Genomic DNA, 19,231 nt, shown 5'->3' on the forward strand with positions numbered 1-19,231 from the left:
AACGCCCGGTTACATTCCGAACCCGGAAGCTAAGCCTCACAGCGCCGATGGTACTGCAGGGGGGACCCTGTGGGAGAGTAGGACGCCGCCGAACTTCTTTTATAGCCGTGGTCCCTGGATTAAATTCCAGGGACCACGGCTTTTTTGTTTTGTGCCGGTTGCCCGACTACCCCTCTGCACGGACATGCGGCAACTGAGGGTAAGGTCAGGGGGCATCATTGACTCTTTCCCTCACAGGAGGCCCCCGGGTGGAGGTCCAGGAGACTCGCGTCCAGACGGACCGGGTCCTCACCATCCCGAACATCCTCAGCATGGCGCGCCTCGCCGGCGTGCCCCTCTTCCTGTGGTTGATCCTCAGGCCTGAGTTCGGGGGCCCCAACAGCGACGGCTGGGCGCTGCTGGTCCTGGCGTTCAGTGGGATCAGTGACTACCTCGACGGCAAGCTCGCGCGCCGTTGGAACCAGATCAGCAAGCTCGGCCGACTGCTCGACCCTGCGGCCGACCGGCTCTATATCCTCTCGACGCTGGTCGGTCTGACGTGGCGGGAGATTCTTCCGCTCTGGGTGACCGGGGCGCTGCTGCTGCGTGAACTGGTCCTGCTGGTGATGGTCGGGATCCTCAGGCGGCACGGCTATCCGCCGCCGCAGGTGAACTTTCTGGGCAAGGCCGCGACCTTCAACCTGATGTACGCCTTTCCACTACTGCTCCTCAGTGATGGAAGTGGCTGGATCGCCACACCCGCTGCTATTTTCGGATGGGCGTTCGCCGGATGGGGTACAACCCTGTACTGGTGGGCAGGGATCCTCTATGTGGTTCAGGTCCGCCGACTTGTCAAGGCGGACAGCACGGCCGATTGAGCTTGCCGATTAGGCGGCTGTAGAGGCTCGAAGGCCCGCGCGGGACATATGCGGGCCATCCTCGGTGAGCTGAGTCGGCCAGTTCGTCGTCTATTGAGGAGGACGTTTCCGACATGAAGGCCGTCGTGATGGCCGGCGGTGAGGGCACGCGCCTTCGCCCCATGACCTCGAGCATGCCCAAGCCGCTCCTTCCTGTGGCCAATCGGCCGATCATGGAGCATGTGCTGCGCCTGCTGAAGAGGCACGGGCTCACCGAGACCGTAGTGACAGTGCAGTTCTTGGCGTCGCTCGTCAAGAACTACTTCGGCGACGGCGAAGAGCTTGGGATGGAGCTCACCTATGCCAATGAGGAGAAACCGCTCGGCACCGCCGGCAGCGTGAAGAACGCCGAGGAAGCGCTGAAGGACGATGCCTTTCTCGTGATCTCCGGTGACGCCCTGACCGACTTCGACCTCAGTGATCTGATCGCTTTCCACAAGGAAAAGGGCGCGCTTGTCACCGTCTGTCTGACGCGCGTACCCAACCCGCTGGAATTCGGTATCACCATCGTCGACGAAGAGGGAAAGGTCGAGCGCTTCCTTGAGAAGCCGACCTGGGGGCAGGTCTTCTCCGACACCGTGAACACCGGCATCTACGTGATGGAGCCGGAGGTCTTCGACTACGTCGAGGCCGACGTGCCGGTCGACTGGTCCGGAGATGTCTTCCCGCAGCTCATGAAAGAGGGCAAGCCCGTCTACGGCTATGTCGCCGAGGGCTACTGGGAGGACGTCGGCACGCACGAGAGCTACGTCAAGGCGCAGGCCGACGTGCTGGAGGGCAAGGTCGACGTCGAGCTCGACGGCTTCGAGATCTCGCCCGGAGTGTGGGTCGCCGAAGGAGCCGAGGTGCACCCCGACGCCGTACTGCGCGGGCCGCTGTACGTCGGGGACTACGCCAAGATCGAGGCGAACGTCGAGATCCGTGAGCACACCGTCATCGGGTCGAACGTCGTGGTGAAGGACGGTGCCTTCCTGCACAAGGCCGTCGTGCACGACAACGTCTACATCGGGCAGCACAGCAATCTGCGCGGCTGTGTCGTCGGCAAGAACACCGACATCATGCGTGCCTCGCGCATCGAGGACGGCGCGGTCATCGGTGACGAGTGCCTGGTCGGCGAAGAATCGATCGTGCAGGGCAACGTACGGGTCTACCCGTTCAAGACGGTCGAGGCCGGCGCCTTCGTCAATACGTCGGTCATCTGGGAGTCCCGGGGGCAGGCGCACCTCTTCGGGGCGCGTGGGGTGTCCGGGATCCTGAATGTGGAGATCACGCCGGAGCTCGCCGTACGCCTGGCGGGTGCGTATGCGACGACCCTGAAGAAGGGGTCCACCGTGACCACCGCGCGTGACCACTCGCGGGGTGCGCGTGCGCTGAAGAGAGCGGTGATCTCGGCGTTGCAGGCCAGCGCCATGGACGTACGGGACCTGGAGAACGTGCCGCTGCCCGTGGCGCGGCAGCAGACCGCGCGCGGCAGTGCCGGCGGGATCATGATCCGGACGACGCCCGGAGTGCCGGACTCCGTCGACATCATGTTCTTCGACGGGCAGGGCGCGGACCTCTCGCAGGGCAGTCAGCGGAAGCTGGACCGGGTCTACGCGCGCCAGGAGTACCGGCGGGCCTTCCCCGGCGAGATCGGGGATCTGCACTTCCCGTCCAGTGTCTTCGACTCCTACACGGGCTCCCTGCTGCGGAACGTGGACACCACAGGCGTCGCCGAGGCGGGCCTCAAGGTCGTCGTCGACGCGTCCAACGGAAGCGCGGGACTCGTACTGCCGAGCCTTCTCGGGAAGCTCGGGGTGGACGCGCTGACCATCAACCCCGGGCTCGACGAGTCGCGGCCCACGGAGACCGCGGACGCCCGCCGGTCCGGGCTCGTGCGGCTCGGGGAGATCGTGGCGTCCGCGCGGGCCGCCTTCGGGGTGCGGTTCGACCCCGTAGGCGAACGGCTGTCGCTCGTGGACGAGAAGGGGCGGATCGTCGAGGACGACCGGGCCCTGTTGGTGATGCTCGATCTCGTCGCCGCCGAGCGGCGGAGCGGGCGGGTGGCGCTGCCGGTGACGACGACGCGCATCGCCGAGCAGGTCGCGGCGTACCACGGCACTCAGGTGGACTGGACGACCACGTCGCCGGACGATCTGACGAGGGTGGGCCGTGAGGACTCGACCATCTTCGGCGGTGACGGGCGGGGCGGTGTCATCATCCCCGAGTTCAGCGGCGTCTTCGACGGAACTGCCGCGTTCGTGCGGCTCATCGGTCTCGTCGCGCGTACCCAGCTCACCCTGAGCCAGATCGACGCGCGTATTCCGCGTGCGCACGTGTTGCGGCGTGATCTCGCGACTCCGTGGGCCGTCAAGGGCCTGGTGATGCGGCGCGTGGTGGAAGCGGCCGGGGAGCGGTCCGTGGACACGACCGACGGTGTGCGGGTGGTGGAGACCGACGGGCGCTGGGTCCTCGTGCTGCCCGACCCCGCCGAGGCTGTCACTCATCTGTGGGCCGAGGGGCCCGACGACGCGTCCGCCCAGGCGCTGCTCGACGAGTGGTCCACGGTGGTGGACAGCGCAGGTCGCTGACCTGTTCCGGCGTCGGGCAGCACCCGCAACAGGTGCTGCCCGGCGCGCCGGTGGGGCCATTCGGAGGTAGCGCCCGCGACGTGCGACGATGTGCGGCATGCCGCAGCAGCCCCCCGTTCGGAGCACCCCCTCGCGCCCTCGGCGCCCGGACGCGTCCATGTCGCTGCTCACCACCGTCATGGACCACAGCCTGGACGAGGGATACGTGGAGGCGGCGGCCCGGAAGAAGGCTCGGGGGGACGGTGGTGTCCCTCGTCCGCTGCGGGCCAAACTGGGGCTCGCGGCCGGGCTCGTGCTCGCCGCCCTCGTGGTCACCGTGGGTGCCGCGCAGGCGCGGATAGAGGCTCCGGTGGTGGCCAAGGAGCGCGAAGAGCTGATCGACCGCGTCGAGGACGCGACCGCGGGGGCCGACAAGCTCGAGGACGACGTGGACGAGATCCGCGACGACGTGGGCGACCGGCAGCAGGCCGCGTTGAAGAAGCACGGCGGCAGCCAGGGCGAGTTGATGGGTCTCCTCTCCGGGGCGACGGAAGTGCACGGACCCGGTGTGAAGCTCGTGGTCGACGACAAGAAGCAAGCCGAGCAGGGCGGCGGCGGGCCCCGCGAGAGCGCTGGTTTCTCCGACACCGGGCGGGTGCGCGACCGCGACATGCAGCGCGTCGTCAACGGCCTGTGGCAGTCGGGCGCCGAAGCGATCTCCATCAACGACCAGCGACTCACCGCACTGTCGGCGATCAGAGCCGCGGGTGACGCGATACTGGTCGACAACAGACCGCTGGTGCCGCCGTATACGGTGCTCGCGGTCGGGGACGCGAAGCGCTTGAGCACCCGGTTCCAGAACAGCCGCGACGGTCAGTACCTGCATGCTCTGCAGGAGAACTTCGGCATCCGGACCAGCATCTCCGTGTCGGACGAGCTCCGGCTGCCGGCAGCGCCGAGCGTGACCGTACGTACAGCAGAGCCGAAGGCAGGAAAGGGCACATCGTGATCGCCGTACTGGGCCTCGTCGTGGGAGTCGTGGCCGGATTGTTGGTTCGGCCCGAGGTTCCGGCGGTGGTCGAGCCGTACCTCCCGATTGCCGTCGTGGCGGCTCTCGACGCCGTGTTCGGCGGGCTGCGGGCCATGCTCGACGGCATCTTCGACGACAAGGTGTTCGTCGTGTCGTTCCTGTCCAACGTGGTGGTGGCCGCGCTGATCGTGTTCCTGGGGGACAAGCTGGGCGTCGGGGCGCAGCTGTCCACCGGCGTCGTCGTGGTCCTCGGTATCCGGATCTTCTCCAACGCCGCCGCGATCCGTCGGCATGTCTTCAGGGCGTGACGCCGATGAGTTCCGACGAAAGGCCCGAGTACGACCGGCACAGGGAGCTCCCCGCGGAGGTCCCCAGCGTGCCCGAGACGCCCGCGTCGGCGGAGCCCGGAAAGAAGCCGCAGCTCACCGGTCGTCAGCGGCTGGCGCAGGGTTTGTGGCCGCCGCGGGTGACCCGGCCCCAACTCATCGTCGCCCTGCTGCTGTTCGTGCTCGGCCTCGGCCTGGCCATTCAGGTGCGGTCCAACAACGACAGCAGCGCACTGCGCGGTGCGAGACAAGAAGATCTCGTACGCATCCTCGATGAACTGGATGACCGAACTCAGCGTCTGGAAGAAGAGAAGCGACGCCTCGAGGACCAGAGGACCGGGCTGGAGAACAGCTCGGACCAGGCCGAAGAGGCGCGCAAGCAGACGGTCGAGCGGGAGAGGCAACTCGGCATCCTGGCAGGCACGGTGGCGGCCCAGGGGCCCGGCATCACCCTGACCATCGAGGACAAGAAGGGGGCGATCGAGGCGGACATGCTGCTCGACGCCATTCAGGAGCTGCGCGCCGCCGGCGCCGAGGCGATCCAGATCAATGACGTACGCGTCGTGGCCAACACTTATCTGGCGGACGCCGGCGGCGGTGGCGTACGGGTGGACGGGCACAAGGTCGGTGAGCCGTACCTCTTCAAGGTGATCGGCAAGCCGCAGGATCTCGAACCTGCGCTGAACATTCCGGGAGGCGTGGTGCAGACTCTGGAGAAGGAGCAGGCCACGGTGACCGTGGAACGCTCGGAGAAGATCATTGTGAACGCCTTGCGACCTGCGAAGCGGCCTGACTACGCTCGGTCGTCCTCCGAGTGAGGGGCGGACGCATGGGGGCCGCGAGGCGAGGGCATGAGGTTGCGGGGGGTCGGCGCACCGTAAGCGTGGTGCGTGGTGGAAACTGTTTGGTGGTCACGGACGTTGTGAGGATGTCTGGCTCACCGATGAATGCCGGTGTGTGCAATCAGGGTTCGTCCTGCCCCACGGGCGGGTCTGTTTCGGTCAAGGGGAATCGCCCGTGAAGTTGTTTGCGAAGTTGTTCGGCAAGAGCGCACGAGAGGACAGCGGCAATCCGGCCACTGCCCGGCACCGTGCTCCGCGCCATGGAGACGCCGAGGAGCAGGGCGCGGAGCGCCCGATGTTCCGCGATCAGGTCGCTGGTCCAGGTGGTGACATTTCGGGCGGACAGGGCGCGTCATCTGTTGACCCTGCCGGTCCCGGCCGCATAGGTTTCGGGGAACCTTCAACCTCAGGTACGGGTGGAGGGTTCACCTCCGGCCCGTACGCATCGAATGCCCCCGCGGGGCAGCCACGGCAGGAGGACCCGTCCATGGCCCTGGTGTGTACGAGGTGCGGGAACCGCAACGCCGAGGCGAGCCGGTTCTGCTCCAACTGCGGTGCGCCGCTGCGGGCCGGAGCCGCGCCGGAGCGTCCGTCCGAGACCACCTCGACGATCTCCATCTCGGGCCTGGAGGCCTACGACGCCGAGACGACGGGGCAGACCCAGTCTCCCGCGCTCTCTCCGGAGGCGCAGGCGGCCGTGGACGCGCTGCCGCTCGGTTCCGCGCTGCTCGTCGTGCGCCGCGGTCCGAACTCGGGCAGTCGTTTCCTGCTCGACGGCGAGCTGACCACTGCGGGGCGGCACCCGCAGAGCGACATCTTCCTTGACGACGTGACGGTGTCGCGTCGCCACGTGGAGTTCCGTCGCGTCCAGGACGGTTCCTTCACTGTCGCGGACGTGGGCAGCCTCAACGGCACGTACGTCAACCGTGAGCGCATCGATTCGGTCGCGCTTTCGAACGGCGACGAGGTGCAGATCGGCAAGTACCGCCTGGTCTTCTACGCGAGCCAGCGGGCCGTCGGCCTCTGACCCTCCCCCCAGGCGCCGTCCGGGGGGACGACCCCCAGGGAAGGCCCATGCTTCAAACACCGAGGGGCGGTGCCGACATCGGCACCGCCGTCGCGGACCGTCGGCTGATGAGTATCGGCACCGTGCTGAACGAACTGCGGGATGAATTTCCCGAGGTCACGATCTCCAAGATCCGATTTCTGGAGTCCGAGGGGCTCATCGAGCCGCAGCGGACCCCGTCCGGGTACCGGAAGTTCAGCCCTGCGGACGTCGAGCGGCTCGGTCACGTCCTGCGGATGCAGCGGGACCACTATCTGCCGCTCAAGGTCATCCGGGAGCACCTCGACGCGCTTGAGCGCGGCGAGCGGCCTCCGATGCCGTCTCTGGGGCGTCAGCGGGACGGCGGCGACGCGCAGGGCCAGGACGAGGCCGAGGGGCCGACGGCGGCCCGTGTGGGCCGTGACGAGCTCCTGGCCGCCGCGGAGATCGACGAGGTGCAGCTCGGCGAGTGGGAAGCCTATGGGCTGGTCGCGCCGCTGCCGGATGGCGGATACGACGCGGAGGCCGTCACGGTCGCCACGCTCGTCGTCGAACTCGGCCGATTCGGTATCGAGCCACGGCATCTGCGGGTGATGAAGGCCGCCGCCGAGCGGGAGGCCGGGCTCGTCGACCAGGTGGTCGCGCCGCTGCGGCGGCACCGCAATCCGCAGACCAGGGCCCATGCCGAGGCCCGTACCAAAGAGCTCGCGGGCCTCACGGGCAGGCTCCATTCGGCGCTCGTGCAGACGGCGCTCGGGGTCAGACTTCCCTGACTCGGAGCACGCCCGGCCGCTACTCGGCGGGTGCCCGACTACCCAAACCTGCCAGCCACGTCCTAGGGTTGCTGTGTGAACGAGCTCGACGTCGTAGGTGTCCGGGTCGAAATGCCCTCCAACCAGCCGATCGTGCTCCTGCGTGAAGTGGGAGGCGACCGGTACCTCCCCATCTGGATCGGACCAGGTGAGGCGACCGCCATCGCCTTTGCACAGCAGGGCATGGCACCCGCACGGCCGCTGACCCACGACCTGTTCAAGGACGTGCTGGAAGCGGTGGGCCAGGAGCTCTCCGAAGTGCGCATCACCGATCTGCGGGAAGGGGTCTTCTACGCGGAGCTGGTCTTCGCCAGCGGTGTCGAGGTGAGCGCGCGGCCGTCCGACGCCATAGCGCTGGCGCTGCGCACCGGGACGCCGATCTTCGGCAGCGACGGTGTCCTCGACGACGCCGGCATCGCGATCCCGGACGAGCAGGAGGACGAGGTGGAGAAGTTCCGCGAGTTCCTCGACCAGATCTCGCCCGAGGACTTCGGTACCAACAGCCAGTGAGCCGCTTCCCGCGGCCCGCGTCGGACCATTCGGCTAGCCTTTCCCCGCACTGCGGTACGGGAAACCACTCTCAGGGTGATTATCACTCGGCGTGCCGAGTGTGGCGATCGTTGACGAGCCCCTGGCGACTGCCTACCGTCGAGAAGGCAGGTCAAGGAGGGAGGTCGGCGTGAGCAGCAGCGGCGACGGTACGGCGGTGGACGGTGGTTACCCGCTCCACGGCGGTGCCACCGATCACTCTCCGAATCGACCGATGGCGGTCCAGGGGAGCGGGGACGCGACGTCCGGGCACGAGCAGATCGGCTACCGCGGTCCCACCGCGTGCGCGGCCGCGGGCATCACCTACCGACAGCTCGACTACTGGGCCCGAACCGGCCTGGTCGAGCCCAGTGTGCGAGCCGCGGGCGGCTCCGGGACGCAGCGGTTGTACAGCTTCCGCGACGTGGTCGTCCTGAAGATCGTGAAGCGGTTCCTCGACACCGGTGTGTCGCTCCAGAACATCCGCACGACGGTCCAGCACCTGCGGGGGCGCGGGTTCCAGGACCTGGAGCGGATGACCCTGATGAGCGATGGCGCGACGGTCTACGAGTGCACGTCGCCCAGCGAGGTCCACGACCTGCTCCAGGGCGGTCAGGGGGTCTTCGGGATCGCCGTGGGCGTCGTCTGGCGCGATGTCGAGGCCGCGCTGTCCCAGCTGCACGGTGAGCGCGTCGACACCGGCGAGACGCTGATCGGGAACAACCCGGCCGATGAACTGGCCAGACGCCGCAACAAGGCCGTCTAGGCGCTTTCCGCACCGGGCCCTTCGCGCACAGGCTCCGGGGCCCTCCGAGGCCGCGTTGTCAGTGGCATAGGGGAGCATCAGAGATGTGAGAAGCGCGCCGACGATTCTGCATCTGGACATGGATGCCTTCTACGCGTCCGCAGAGCAGGCCGCGAAGCCGAGTCTGCGCGGGAAAGCCGTGGTGATCGGCGGCCTGGGGCCGCGGGGCGTGGTCGCCACCGCTTCCTACGAGGCGCGTCGTTTCGGCGTGCACTCGGCGATGCCCATGGGCCAGGCGCGGCGACTGGCGCCGAACGCCGCGTATCTCGTGCCGCGCTTCGGGCTGTATCGCGAGGTCAGCGAGCAGGTGATGGGGCTGCTGCGGCAGCTGTCGCCGCTCGTGGAGCCGCTCAGCCTTGACGAGGCGTTCGTGGATCTGGAGGCGGGAGGCGTCGCCGATGACGCGGAGACGGCCCGCGCGGTGGGGGAGCGGCTGCGGGCGGACATCAGGGCGGTGACCGGTCTCACCGGGTCGGTGGGGCTCGCCGTCTCCAAGATGCTGGCCAAGATCGCCTCCGAGGAGGCCAAGCCGGACGGGCTCAGGCTGATAGCGCCGGGGTCGGAGCGGGCGCTGCTCGGGCCCATGTCGGTGCGCATTCTGCCCGGGGTGGGTCCGGCCACGGGGGATCATCTGCGGCGGGCCGGGATCACCACGGTGGAGGAGATCGCGGAGGCGGGCGAGGACGAGCTCGTACGGCTGCTCGGGAAGGCGCACGGGGGCTCGCTGTACGGGATGGCGCTCGCGCACGACGAGCGGCCCGTGGTGGCCGAGCGGGACACGAAGTCGGTCAGTGTCGAGGACACGTATGACGTGGACATCCACGACCGGGTGCGGGTCCGGGGTGAGGTCGCGCGGCTCGCCGAGCGGTGTGTGCAGCGGCTGCGGGCGGCGGGGCACTCGGGGCGGACCATCGTGCTGAAGGTGCGGCGGTTCGACTTCTCGACGCTGACCCGGTCCGAGACGCTGCGCGGGCCCACGGACGACCCCGGGGTGGTGCGGGAGGCCGCGGCGCGGCTGCTTGAGTCCGTGGATACCACGGGCGGGGTGCGGCTCCTCGGCGTGGGCGTCTCCGGCCTCGCCGACTACACGCAGGAGGACCTCTTCGCCCAGGCCCAGGCCGCCGAGGTCGAGGCGGAGGCGGCGCTGACGGCCCTGGCGGCCGGTGACGGTGCGGAGGGGGAGCCGGTGCCGGGTGAGCAGGCGGTGGAGAGCGTCGAGGAGCCGGTGGCGCCGGCCGAGCGGCGGTGGGCGGCCGGTCTCGACGTGCGCCATGCCGAGTTCGGGCACGGGTGGGTGCAGGGGAGCGGCCTCGGGCGGGTGACGGTGCGCTTCGAGACGCCGTACTCGCCGCCGGGGCGGGTGCGGACGTTCCGGACGGAGGACCCGGATCTCGTACCGGCCGAGCCGTTGCCGCTGGTCGCCGCGGAGCCGCCGGAGGAGACGGGCGGAGCTGCCACTGAGGTGGGGCTCGAGGCGGTATCCAGTGCGGCTCGCGCGGAGGTGGGGGACCTGGGCTGAGAGGGGATGGCCGAAAGGGGGCGGTGGGCCGGGTCAGGGAGGCTCTGTGCCCGCGATGCGGCCGAAGCTCTGGTCGGGTGGTGGGGGCTGCGGTGGTGTCGTGTCGAGGCCGTAGTGGTGGTAGAGCTGGAGTTCCTGCTCGGGTGAGAGGTGGCGGCCGACTCCGAAGTCCGGGGCGTCCCTGATGAGGGCACGGTCGAAGGGAATGCGCAGGGTGCCGTCCCCGACCAGCTCGCTCGGCTCCAGCGGTACGAAGGCGTCGCGGCTGAAGAGGCCGGTGCGTATGGCCGCCCACTCAGGGGCGCCGGTGGCGTCGTCGAGGTACACCTCGTCGATCGTGCCGATCTTGGTCCCGTTTCGGTCGAACGCTTTGCGGCCGATCAGGTTGCGCGGATCGATGTCGGTCTGCACGGGCCCTCCAGCTGGTCGCGGCCTGACGAAATCGGGTGCAACTCATCCTTATTCGTTCGTAGTCACTACGAAAGAGCACTTCGGGGCAGGTGGCCACTCGAGGGATCGGCCATGGTCCTCGCTGGTAGGCTGGCTTCTGGCTGCTGACCCCGTGCGGGAGAGCTCTCCGGAAAACACTTTCCGGGGGCGCCGAAGGAGCAAATCCTCCCCGGAATCTCTCAGGCACCCGTACCGCACGGACGAGGTCACTCTGGAAAGCAGGGCGGGCGTCGGGCGGGCACGTTCCGAACCCTTCCTCACCGACGGTGAAAGCAGATCTGTCGAGAGACGGGACTGTGAAGCTCTCAGGTTGAGATGACAGAGGGGGAGGCCGTCCGGGTACCCGCGCCGGGGTACCCCTCGCAGGTCGTGCTGACCAGGAGGCCTCCGCAATGACTGCCACCAATCGCATCCCGCTCTCCGAGCTCGAACAGGGCATTCCCTTCGAGCAGCGGCACATAGGGCCCGATGCGGAAGCGCGGGCCAAAATGCTCGCCCAGGTCGGATACGGCTCGCTCGACGAGCTGACGGCCGCCGCGGTGCCGGATGTGATCAAGAACGCCGAGGCGCTGAACCTGCCCGGTGCCCGTTCCGAGGCCGAGGTGCTTGCCGAGCTCCGCTCCCTCGCCGACCGGAACCAGGTCCTCGACTCCATGATCGGGCTCGGGTACTACGGGACGTTCACCCCGCCGGTCATCCTGCGGAACGTGATGGAGAACCCCTCCTGGTACACCGCCTACACCCCGTACCAGCCCGAGATCTCGCAGGGCCGGCTCGAGGCACTGCTCAACTTCCAGACGATGGTCGCCGAGCTGACCGGCCTGCCCACCTCCGGGGCCTCGCTGCTCGACGAGGGCACCGCCGCCGCCGAGGCCATGGCGCTGTCGCGGCGCATGGGCAAGGTCAAGAACGGCGCCTTCGTGATCGACGCCGACACGCTGCCGCAGACCACCGCCGTCATTCAGACTCGTGCCGAGCCCACCGGCGTCGAGGTGATCGTCGCCGACCTGAGCGAGGGCATTCCCGCCGAGGTGGCCGAGCGCGGCGTCGTGGGCGTCCTGCTGCAGTACCCGGGCGCCTCCGGTGCAGTTCGCGACATCAAGCCGCTCATCGACCAGGCGCACGAGATCGGCGCCGTCGTCACCGTCGCCGCCGACCTGCTCGCCCTGACGCTGCTCACCTCGCCCGGCGAGCTCGGCGCCGACATCGCCGTCGGCACCACGCAGCGCTTCGGCGTGCCGATGGGCTTCGGCGGCCCGCACGCCGGATACATGGCGGTGCGCGAGAAGTTCGCCCGCAGCCTGCCGGGGCGGCTGGTCGGCGTCTCCGTCGACGCCGACGGCAACAAGGCCTACCGGCTCGCGCTGCAGACCCGTGAGCAGCACATCCGCCGCGAGAAGGCCACCAGCAACATCTGTACCGCTCAGGTGCTGCTCGCGGTCATGGCCGGAATGTACGCCGTCTACCACGGGCCCGATGGCCTGAAGTCCATCGCGCGGCGCACCCACCGGTACGCGACGCTGCTCGCCGCGGGCCTGGCGGCCGGTGGCGTCGAGGTCGTCCACGGCGCGTACTTCGACACCCTGACCGTGCGCGTCGAGGGCAAGGCCGAGGAGCTGGTCCGCGCCGCCCGCGAAGGCGGCGTCAACATCCACCTGGTCGACGCCGACCACGTCTCCCTCGCCTGCGACGAGACCACCACGCGGGCGCAACTGGCCGCCGTGTGGGGCGCGTTCGGGGTCGAGGCCGATGTCGAGTCGCTCGACGCCTCCGTCGCGGACACGCTGCCCGAGGCTCTGCTGCGCGGGGACGACTACCTCGCCCACCCGGTCTTCCACCAGCACCGCTCCGAGACGGCGATGCTGCGCTACCTGCGCAAGCTCGCCGACCGTGACTACGCGCTGGACCGCGGCATGATCCCGCTGGGCTCCTGCACCATGAAGCTCAACGCGACCACCGAGATGGAGCCGGTCACCTGGCCCGAGTTCGGCCAGTTGCACCCCTTCGCCCCCGCCCAGCAGGCGCAGGGCTACCTCACGCTCATCCGTGAGCTGGAGGAGCGGCTCGCCGAGGTCACCGGGTACGACAAGGTCTCGCTGCAGCCCAACGCGGGATCGCAGGGCGAGCTGGCCGGACTGCTCGCCGTACGCGGATACCACCGGGCCAACGGCGACGAGCAGCGCACCGTCTGCCTCATCCCCTCCTCCGCGCACGGCACGAACGCCGCGAGCGCCGTCATGGCGGGCATGAAGGTCGTGGTCGTCAAGACCGCCGACGACGGCGAGATCGACGTCGAGGACCTGCGCGCCAAGATCGAGAAGCACCGCGACGAACTGGCCGTGCTGATGATCACCTATCCCTCGACGCACGGCGTCTTCGAGGAGCACGTGGCGGACATCTGCGCGTCGGTGCACGAGGCCGGCGGCCAGGTGTACGTCGACGGGGCCAACCTCAACGCCCTGGTGGGTCTTGCCAAGCCGGGCCACTTCGGCGGCGACGTCTCGCACCTCAACCTGCACAAGACCTTCTGCATCCCGCACGGCGGCGGCGGCCCCGGCGTCGGTCCGGTCGGTGTGCGCGAGCACCTCGCGCCGTACCTGCCCAACCACCCGCTGCAGCCCGCGGCCGGTCCCGAGACCGGTGTCGGCCCGATCTCCGCGGCGCCCTGGGGCTCCGCCGGCATCCTGCCGATCTCCTGGTCGTACGTGCGCCTCATGGGCGGCGAGGGGCTCAAGCGGGCCACCCAGGTCGCGGTGCTCTCCGCCAACTACATCGCCAAGCGGCTCGAGCCGCACTTCCCGGTGCTCTACACCGGTCCCGGCGACCTCGTCGCGCACGAGTGCATCATCGATCTGCGGCCGCTCTCCAAGGAGACCGGTGTCAGCGTCGACGACATCGCCAAGCGGCTCATCGACTACGGCTTCCACGCGCCGACCATGTCCTTCCCGGTCGCCGGGACGCTGATGATCGAGCCGACGGAGAGCGAGGACCTGGGCGAGATCGACCGGTTCTGCGAGGCGATGATCGCGATCCGCCGGGAGATCGAGAAGGTCGGCTCCGGCGAGTGGGCCGCCGACGACAACCCGCTGCGGAACGCCCCGCACACCGCCGCCGCGCTGAGCGGTGAGTGGGAGCACGGGTACAGCCGCGAGGAGGCCGTCTTCCCGGCCGGTGTCGTCGCGTCGGACAAGTACTGGCCGCCGGTGCGCCGCATTGACCAGGCGTACGGCGACCGGAACCTGGTCTGCTCCTGCCCGCCGCTGGATGCGTACGAGGACTGATCACCGCGCTCGCACGGCGCGGGCATGCGGCGGGGCCGGTTCGGAGAGTTTTCTCCGGGCCGGCCCCTCGTCTTTTCTGTGGTGCGTCTTTGTGGTGCGTTTTTGTGCTGCGTCCGTGCGGCTGTGCCAGCGCTGCTTCAGGCGGCTGTCATGACGTGATCGGTGCCCAGCGGTCGATGTGGGGCGATGATCTGGCCGTCCGGCAGCAGCTCACCGGTGTCCTCGAAGAGCAGGACGCCGTTGCACAGCAGGCTCCAGCCCTGTTCCGGGTGGCTCGCCATGAGGAGCGCGGCTTCCCGGTCGGCGGAGTCGGCTGTCGGGCACGGTGGTTGGTGCTGGCACATGGAAGGGTTCTTTCGCTGCGATGAGATGGCTGTGACGTCGGTCCTGTGGCTCGATGCGGTGTTCATGACCGCCCCCCGTTGTAGTCGGTCCGATCCCAGTGTTGCCCTCCGCGCGTCAATCCGCAGGGAATTTGCCGCAGCGGCTCCTACTGCTTAATGACGTATCACCCGCGCGGACGGTTCAGCCCAACTTGGCTGTCTCTTCGGGTGGTTCGGGGTGGCCTGAGTGGGCTAGTCCACTCGGGTGGGCAGCACTGTGCCCCGCTGCCGGGGCGGCGGGGCACGATGAGGCAGGTGGGACGCGGTCAGGCGGGCGAGGTCAACAGGGGCGCCGGTGTCAGGCGGTGGTTGAGCATCGGAAGCAGTTCGGCGACGCGGTGCGGGAGGTGGGCCGCGATGCCGGGCGGGGCGGGTGCCAGTGGAACGAGCAGGTCGGTGGCGGCCAGCGGCCCCTCGGCGCCGTCGTCCGTGCAGTCGCGGTGCAGCCAGAGGGTGAGCATATAGAGCTCGGGTACGGAGAGCAGTCGCGGCTGGCACGGCATGGGCATCGCCTCGGCGTGCCGCAGGGCGCGCTCCGTGGAGGCGATGTACGGACCTTCGAAGAAGTGCGAGAACGCCCACCCGTCCGGAGTCAGCATCGTGTCGGCCGCGGCGACGGCACGCTCGCCGCAGCGGATGAGGAAACGCCAGCCGGCGAGGCGGATGGGCGAGGTGCCCTCTGGAGTGATGCGGTCCAACACGTGGACCGGCAGCGGGAGTTCCGGGCTCGCGGGGCCTTGTGCCGTACGAAGGGACGGGGTGCGGGCCTCACGTACGGCTGTGGGGGAACCGAGTGCCGCGAGGACGCTGCGCAGGGCGGGCGCGGGAGCCGGGGGGACATGCAGCGGCATGGTGGGTCGCCTCTCTCATTAGACAGGCACGGTGGAACGGGGGCAGGTGCGTGACGGCGCTGTCAGCTCTGGGTCAGAGGGGCGGGGGCTGGGAACCGCGAGCGCCAACTCTCTGCCTAGATTGCGGAGTTTATACGAGATGTGTTCGAGCAGTGTTTCAGCTAGACGCACCGGATATTAACGGCAAGGCCTTTATGCGCCGTCCTTGTGGGACGTTTATCCCGATTTTGCACGGGCCTTGACGCCGTGACCTCGGATTTCCCGCGGTACGCGGTCGGCCGATTCCTGTCGGTGCTTTTGACCAGGTGGTTCGGAACGGAATCTTCACTGTGCCGCATGCCTGGTGAATGTGCCGGACAGCAACTGCGTCGAGAGTAGCGGTCGGCGGTCCCGCGCGGGGCGTTATCGATCACATTGCCTGGGCATCATCCCCCGTACACAGCGGCCGGACTCTTGGCTGCCGGTTCGAGGAGGGACGCTTCGATGGGGGAGAAGGTCGTGGCAGGCACGTTCGACCTGGCCGATCGGCACCACTACCGAGGCAAGCTCCGAGAGTGTCTGGCGGGGCTGGAGCGATTGTTGGAGGAGGGGCGATTCGACCGGCCCAAGAATCTGATGGGCATGGAGATCGAGTTGAATCTCGCCGGTCCTGACGGACTGCCGAGGATGTTGAATGCGCAGGTTCTCGAGCGCATCGCGAGCCGGGATTTCCAGACGGAACTCGGAATGTTCAATCTCGAAGTGAACATTGCCCCCCACCGGCTCGGCGGACGCGTACTCGACCGGCTCGCCGAAGAGCTGCGCACCGGCCTCAACTACGCCCACAGGAAAGCGAACGAGATCGCCGCAGGCATTGTCATGATCGGAATTCTCCCGACGCTGAACCGCGCCGATCTGGTGTCCGCGAATCTCTCCGACGTCGACCGCTACGCCCTCCTCAACGACCAGATCGTGGCGGCGCGCGGCGAGGACTTCGCCCTGGACATCCAGGGCGTGGAGCGGCTGACCTGCACCTCGGCCTCGATAGCGCCGGAAGCGGCCTGCACCTCCGTGCAATTGCACCTGCAGGTCACCCCGGGCCGCTTCGCCGATGTGTGGAACGCGGCGCAGGCCGTCGCCGCGGCGCAGGTGGCCGTGGGCGCCAACGCGCCGTTCCTCTTCGGCCGTGAGCTGTGGCGCGAGTCGCGGCCGCCGCTGTTCCTGCAGTCCACCGACACGCGCCCGCCCGAGCTGCAGGCCCAGGGCGTGCGGCCGCGCACCTGGTTCGGCGAGCGGTGGATCACCGGGCCGCTGGAGCTCTTCGAGGAGAACCTCCGGTACTTCCCGGCGCTGCTGCCGCTGATGGAGGAGGAGGACCCGCTCGGCGTCCTCGACGCGGGCGGCGTGCCACGGCTCGGCGAACTCGTCCTGCACAACGGCACCGTGTACCGCTGGAACCGCCCGGTGTACGGCATCGCCGACGGTGTCCCGCACCTGCGGGTGGAGAACCGCGTGCTGCCCGCGGGGCCCACCGTCACCGACGTCATCGCCAATGCCGCCTTCTACTACGGCCTGGTGCGGGCGCTCGCCGAGGAGTCGCGGCCGGTGTGGTCCCGGCTGCCCTTCGAGGCCGCCGCCCGCAACTTCGACGTCGCGTGCCGCCACGGCATCGACGCCACGCTGCAGTGGCCGCGGCGCGGCAGGCTCGGTGGCATCGCCGAGGTGGCGGCCGTCCGGCTCGTACGCGAGGAGCTGCTGCCGCTCGCGGCCGCGGGTCTCGACGCGTGGGGTGTGGAGGCCGCCGACCGGGACCTGTACCTCGGGGTGATCGAGGAGCGGTGCCGACGGCGGGTCAACGGGGCGTCGTGGCAGGCGACGACGTACTACCGGGCCCGGGAGAGCGGCCTCGGCAGGGAAGAGGCGCTCGCCGCGACCACCCGCAGGTACTGCGAGCTGATGCATGCCGGCGAGCCCGTCCACACCTGGCCCGTGGGACTGCGGGAACCTGCGGTGCCGACCGGCTGAGGCGCCCGCCCGGCGCTTCGGGTCAGCCCTGGTTGCTGCCCGCCTGCATGATGGCCTTGAGGATGACCGCGTGGATCTGCGCCGGGTCGTCGACCTGGTGGCCCGAGCCGCCGGTCGCCTCGGCGATCTGCTGGACCTCGTCCTTGTCCGCGTCCGGACCGACGGCGATGGCGATGATCGGCACCGGCTGCTCGGGGTCCGAGAGCTTCTCCAGCTGGGCGATGAGGGAGCCGCGGGAGATGCTGCCCGGGTCCTGGTTGGCGCCGTCGGTCAGGATCACGAGGGCGTTGAACTTGCCGCGCGCGTACGTGGAGCGCGCTTCCTTGTAGGCGGCGAGCGTGGTGTCGTAGAGGCCGGTGGCACCGCCCGGTATGGGCTGCAGTCCGCTGAAGGCGTCCGAAAGCTCGTCGCGGTGGGTGACGTCGCCCTTGCGGTCGCCGAGGCGTTCGGTCGGCTCCAGTTCGCGGTAGTCGCGGGCGCCGTCCAGTTGGGTGGCGAACTCCCACAGGCCGATCTCGTCCTCGTCCGTGAAGCCCGCGAGTGCCTGTAGCAGCGAGGACTTGGTGACCTCCATACGGGACTGGTCGCGGCCGGGCACGTACTGCCGCATGGACTCGGAGGCGTCGACGACCGTGCTGAGCCGGGCGCTCTGCACGGTGATCGTCCACATGCCCAGGGTCTCCTGGAGCTGCTTGTCGGAGGGCGGCTCCGCGGCCTCGGCCGCGTAGGGCTGCGGGGTGCGGCCTCCCGCGGCGGTGATCAGCTTGTCGGAGGGCTGGTCGGGGTCGGTACGGAAGCCGTGCTCCGTCAGGATCCGCTGCCCCTCATCGTCGCTGAACATCGTCATGAAGCGCAGTGCCGCGCGGCTCATGTCGGTGGACATCTCGTCGTCCTCGACCAGGGTGTACGGGTAGTCGAGCCGGGGCGAGCCGTCCTTGGGATAGAACAGATCGAGGCTGCCCTCCTCGCCCGCCGACGCGTTGTGCGCGTACGCGGCCTGTTCGGAGAGGATCAGGGCCTGGTTGCGGCGGGGGTTGCCCTGCTCGGTGCCGGAGTCGTCACGGGCGAGGGTGTCAAGGAGCTGGCCGTCGCTGTCCGACGTGCGGGTGGAGAGGGCCTTCGCCAGGGCGGCGGCCCGGGTGTCGCCGTCCTTGCCGCCCTGCTTCTTCGCCGACGCGCCCAGCTTGGCGAGGGCGAGCAGGCCGGTCGCGCTGCGCGCGGGGTCGGCGGCGCCCAGGCGGAGCTTGTCGCCCTTCATGGCGGCCGTGGTCAGCGACGGCCAGTCGTACGTCTTCTTCGGCCAGCCCAGCGATTCGGCGGCGGACGGGACCATGCCGATGCCGACCGGCGACGAGGCGATGTTGCCCGCGGGTGAGATCTTGCTCTGCTTGGAGCCGAGCCCCACCTGCTGAACCCAGGTGTCGGAGTCCGGCACCCACACGTCGTACTCAAGATCGCCCTTGCCGGCGCGGAGTTCGGCGGCGACCTTGTACGAGTCGCGGGCGCTCACCCGTACGTCGATGCAGTGGCCGTCCGAGGTGATCTCCTCCTCGCGGGCGGCGGCGGCGGCCTCGCGCAGGGCGGGGGTCACCGCGGGCGCGGCCACGACGTCGAGGCGCACCGCGTCGTCGCCGCAGGAGCCGCCGAAGGAGAGCAGACCGCTGCGGACCGCCGCCGCGGTGGAGCCCGCGATCACGAGGACGAGCGCCGTGGCGATGGCGACCGCACGGCCGCGCGAGCGGGGCCGGGGGGCGGGCGCGGCCGTCCCGCGCTCATCGGGCAAGCTGTGACGTCCCATGGCGGTGGTGCCCCTCCCTTGAGTGATGGAGCAAGGAATGAGGGGGCCGCACGCCCGGAACCGGTGTCCGTCCCCCTCGGCCTGTCGCGCACGATCTTCGTAACTTCATTCG

The 19,231-nt window shown here is 69.1% G+C and carries 16 protein-coding genes, 1 rRNA gene and 1 riboswitch; of the genes, 13 read left to right on the plus strand and 4 right to left on the minus strand.

Annotation, left to right across the window (positions count from 1 at the left end; genetic code table 11):
* The 11 genes from rrf to ABZ953_RS37150 form a co-directional block, all read left to right on the plus strand.
* Positions 1-94 (plus strand): 5S ribosomal RNA (gene rrf / locus ABZ953_RS37100); the annotation flags it as partial.
* Between the two features lie 154 nt (positions 95-248).
* Entirely contained in the window at positions 249-857 is a 609-nt protein-coding gene (locus ABZ953_RS37105) for a CDP-alcohol phosphatidyltransferase family protein (RefSeq protein WP_361733531.1), read from the plus strand.
* A gap of 113 nt (positions 858-970) precedes the next feature.
* Positions 971-3,466, plus strand: coding sequence for a mannose-1-phosphate guanyltransferase (locus ABZ953_RS37110; protein ID WP_361733533.1), 2,496 nt, complete (start codon positions 971-973; stop codon positions 3,464-3,466).
* Positions 3,467-3,554: 88 nt separating this feature from the next.
* Positions 3,555-4,454, plus strand: a complete 900-nt coding sequence (locus ABZ953_RS37115; protein WP_361733534.1) for a DUF881 domain-containing protein — start codon at positions 3,555-3,557, stop codon at positions 4,452-4,454.
* On the plus strand, positions 4,451-4,783 hold the full coding sequence (locus ABZ953_RS37120; protein ID WP_003988855.1) for a small basic family protein: 333 nt from the start codon (positions 4,451-4,453) through the stop codon (positions 4,781-4,783). The genes ABZ953_RS37115 and ABZ953_RS37120 overlap by 4 nt, the downstream gene beginning before the upstream one ends.
* A gap of 5 nt (positions 4,784-4,788) precedes the next feature.
* Positions 4,789-5,619, plus strand: coding sequence for a DUF881 domain-containing protein (locus ABZ953_RS37125; RefSeq protein WP_361733536.1), 831 nt, complete (start codon positions 4,789-4,791; stop codon positions 5,617-5,619).
* 82 nt (positions 5,620-5,701) lie between these two features.
* Positions 5,702-6,670 (plus strand): FHA domain-containing protein, encoded by a 969-nt coding sequence (locus ABZ953_RS37130; RefSeq protein WP_361733597.1) that lies wholly within the window; start codon positions 5,702-5,704, stop codon positions 6,668-6,670.
* A gap of 47 nt (positions 6,671-6,717) precedes the next feature.
* Complete coding sequence (locus tag ABZ953_RS37135; protein WP_361733538.1) at positions 6,718-7,461, plus strand: MerR family transcriptional regulator; 744 nt, start codon at positions 6,718-6,720, stop codon at positions 7,459-7,461.
* Positions 7,462-7,536: 75 nt separating this feature from the next.
* Positions 7,537-8,010 carry a bifunctional nuclease family protein gene (locus ABZ953_RS37140; RefSeq protein ID WP_063795355.1) on the plus strand — a complete coding sequence of 158 codons (474 nt, stop codon included), beginning with the start codon at positions 7,537-7,539 and terminating at the stop codon, positions 8,008-8,010.
* Between the two features lie 169 nt (positions 8,011-8,179).
* Positions 8,180-8,794 carry a MerR family transcriptional regulator gene (locus ABZ953_RS37145; protein WP_361733541.1) on the plus strand — a complete coding sequence of 205 codons (615 nt, stop codon included), beginning with the start codon at positions 8,180-8,182 and terminating at the stop codon, positions 8,792-8,794.
* An 85-nt stretch (positions 8,795-8,879) separates the two neighbouring features.
* Complete coding sequence (locus tag ABZ953_RS37150) at positions 8,880-10,352, plus strand: DNA polymerase IV (protein WP_361733543.1); 1,473 nt, start codon at positions 8,880-8,882, stop codon at positions 10,350-10,352.
* A gap of 33 nt (positions 10,353-10,385) precedes the next feature.
* Here ABZ953_RS37150 and ABZ953_RS37155 read toward each other — a convergent pair whose 3' ends face one another.
* On the minus strand, positions 10,386-10,763 hold the full coding sequence (locus tag ABZ953_RS37155; protein WP_361733545.1) for a PRC-barrel domain-containing protein: 378 nt from the start codon (positions 10,761-10,763) through the stop codon (positions 10,386-10,388).
* Positions 10,764-10,907: 144 nt separating this feature from the next.
* A riboswitch (glycine riboswitch) is annotated at positions 10,908-11,007 on the plus strand.
* Between the two features lie 187 nt (positions 11,008-11,194).
* Here ABZ953_RS37155 and gcvP point away from each other — a divergent pair.
* Positions 11,195-14,083: an aminomethyl-transferring glycine dehydrogenase gene (gcvP, locus tag ABZ953_RS37160; protein WP_361733547.1), complete on the plus strand. Its 2,889-nt coding sequence runs from the start codon at positions 11,195-11,197 to the stop codon at positions 14,081-14,083.
* Between the two features lie 137 nt (positions 14,084-14,220).
* Here gcvP and ABZ953_RS37165 read toward each other — a convergent pair whose 3' ends face one another.
* Both ABZ953_RS37165 and ABZ953_RS37170 read right to left on the minus strand, forming a co-directional pair.
* Positions 14,221-14,427 (minus strand): DUF5999 family protein, encoded by a 207-nt coding sequence (locus ABZ953_RS37165; protein WP_361733549.1) that lies wholly within the window; start codon positions 14,425-14,427, stop codon positions 14,221-14,223.
* A gap of 305 nt (positions 14,428-14,732) precedes the next feature.
* Positions 14,733-15,317, minus strand: coding sequence for a hypothetical protein (locus tag ABZ953_RS37170; protein WP_361733551.1), 585 nt, complete (start codon positions 15,315-15,317; stop codon positions 14,733-14,735).
* Between the two features lie 483 nt (positions 15,318-15,800).
* Here ABZ953_RS37170 and ABZ953_RS37175 point away from each other — a divergent pair, with 483 nt between their 5' ends.
* Complete coding sequence (locus ABZ953_RS37175; protein ID WP_361733553.1) at positions 15,801-17,321, plus strand: glutamate--cysteine ligase; 1,521 nt, start codon at positions 15,801-15,803, stop codon at positions 17,319-17,321.
* Between the two features lie 22 nt (positions 17,322-17,343).
* On the opposite strand, the gene ABZ953_RS37180 is transcribed toward ABZ953_RS37175, so the two are convergent.
* Positions 17,344-19,119, minus strand: a complete 1,776-nt coding sequence (locus ABZ953_RS37180; protein ID WP_361733555.1) for a substrate-binding and VWA domain-containing protein — start codon at positions 19,117-19,119, stop codon at positions 17,344-17,346.
* Between the last annotated feature and the right edge of the window lie 112 nt (positions 19,120-19,231).

Origin of the sequence: Streptomyces sp. NPDC046465, assembly GCF_040646035.1 — a bacterium.
In the GTDB taxonomy this organism is placed as follows: domain Bacteria; phylum Actinomycetota; class Actinomycetes; order Streptomycetales; family Streptomycetaceae; genus Streptomyces.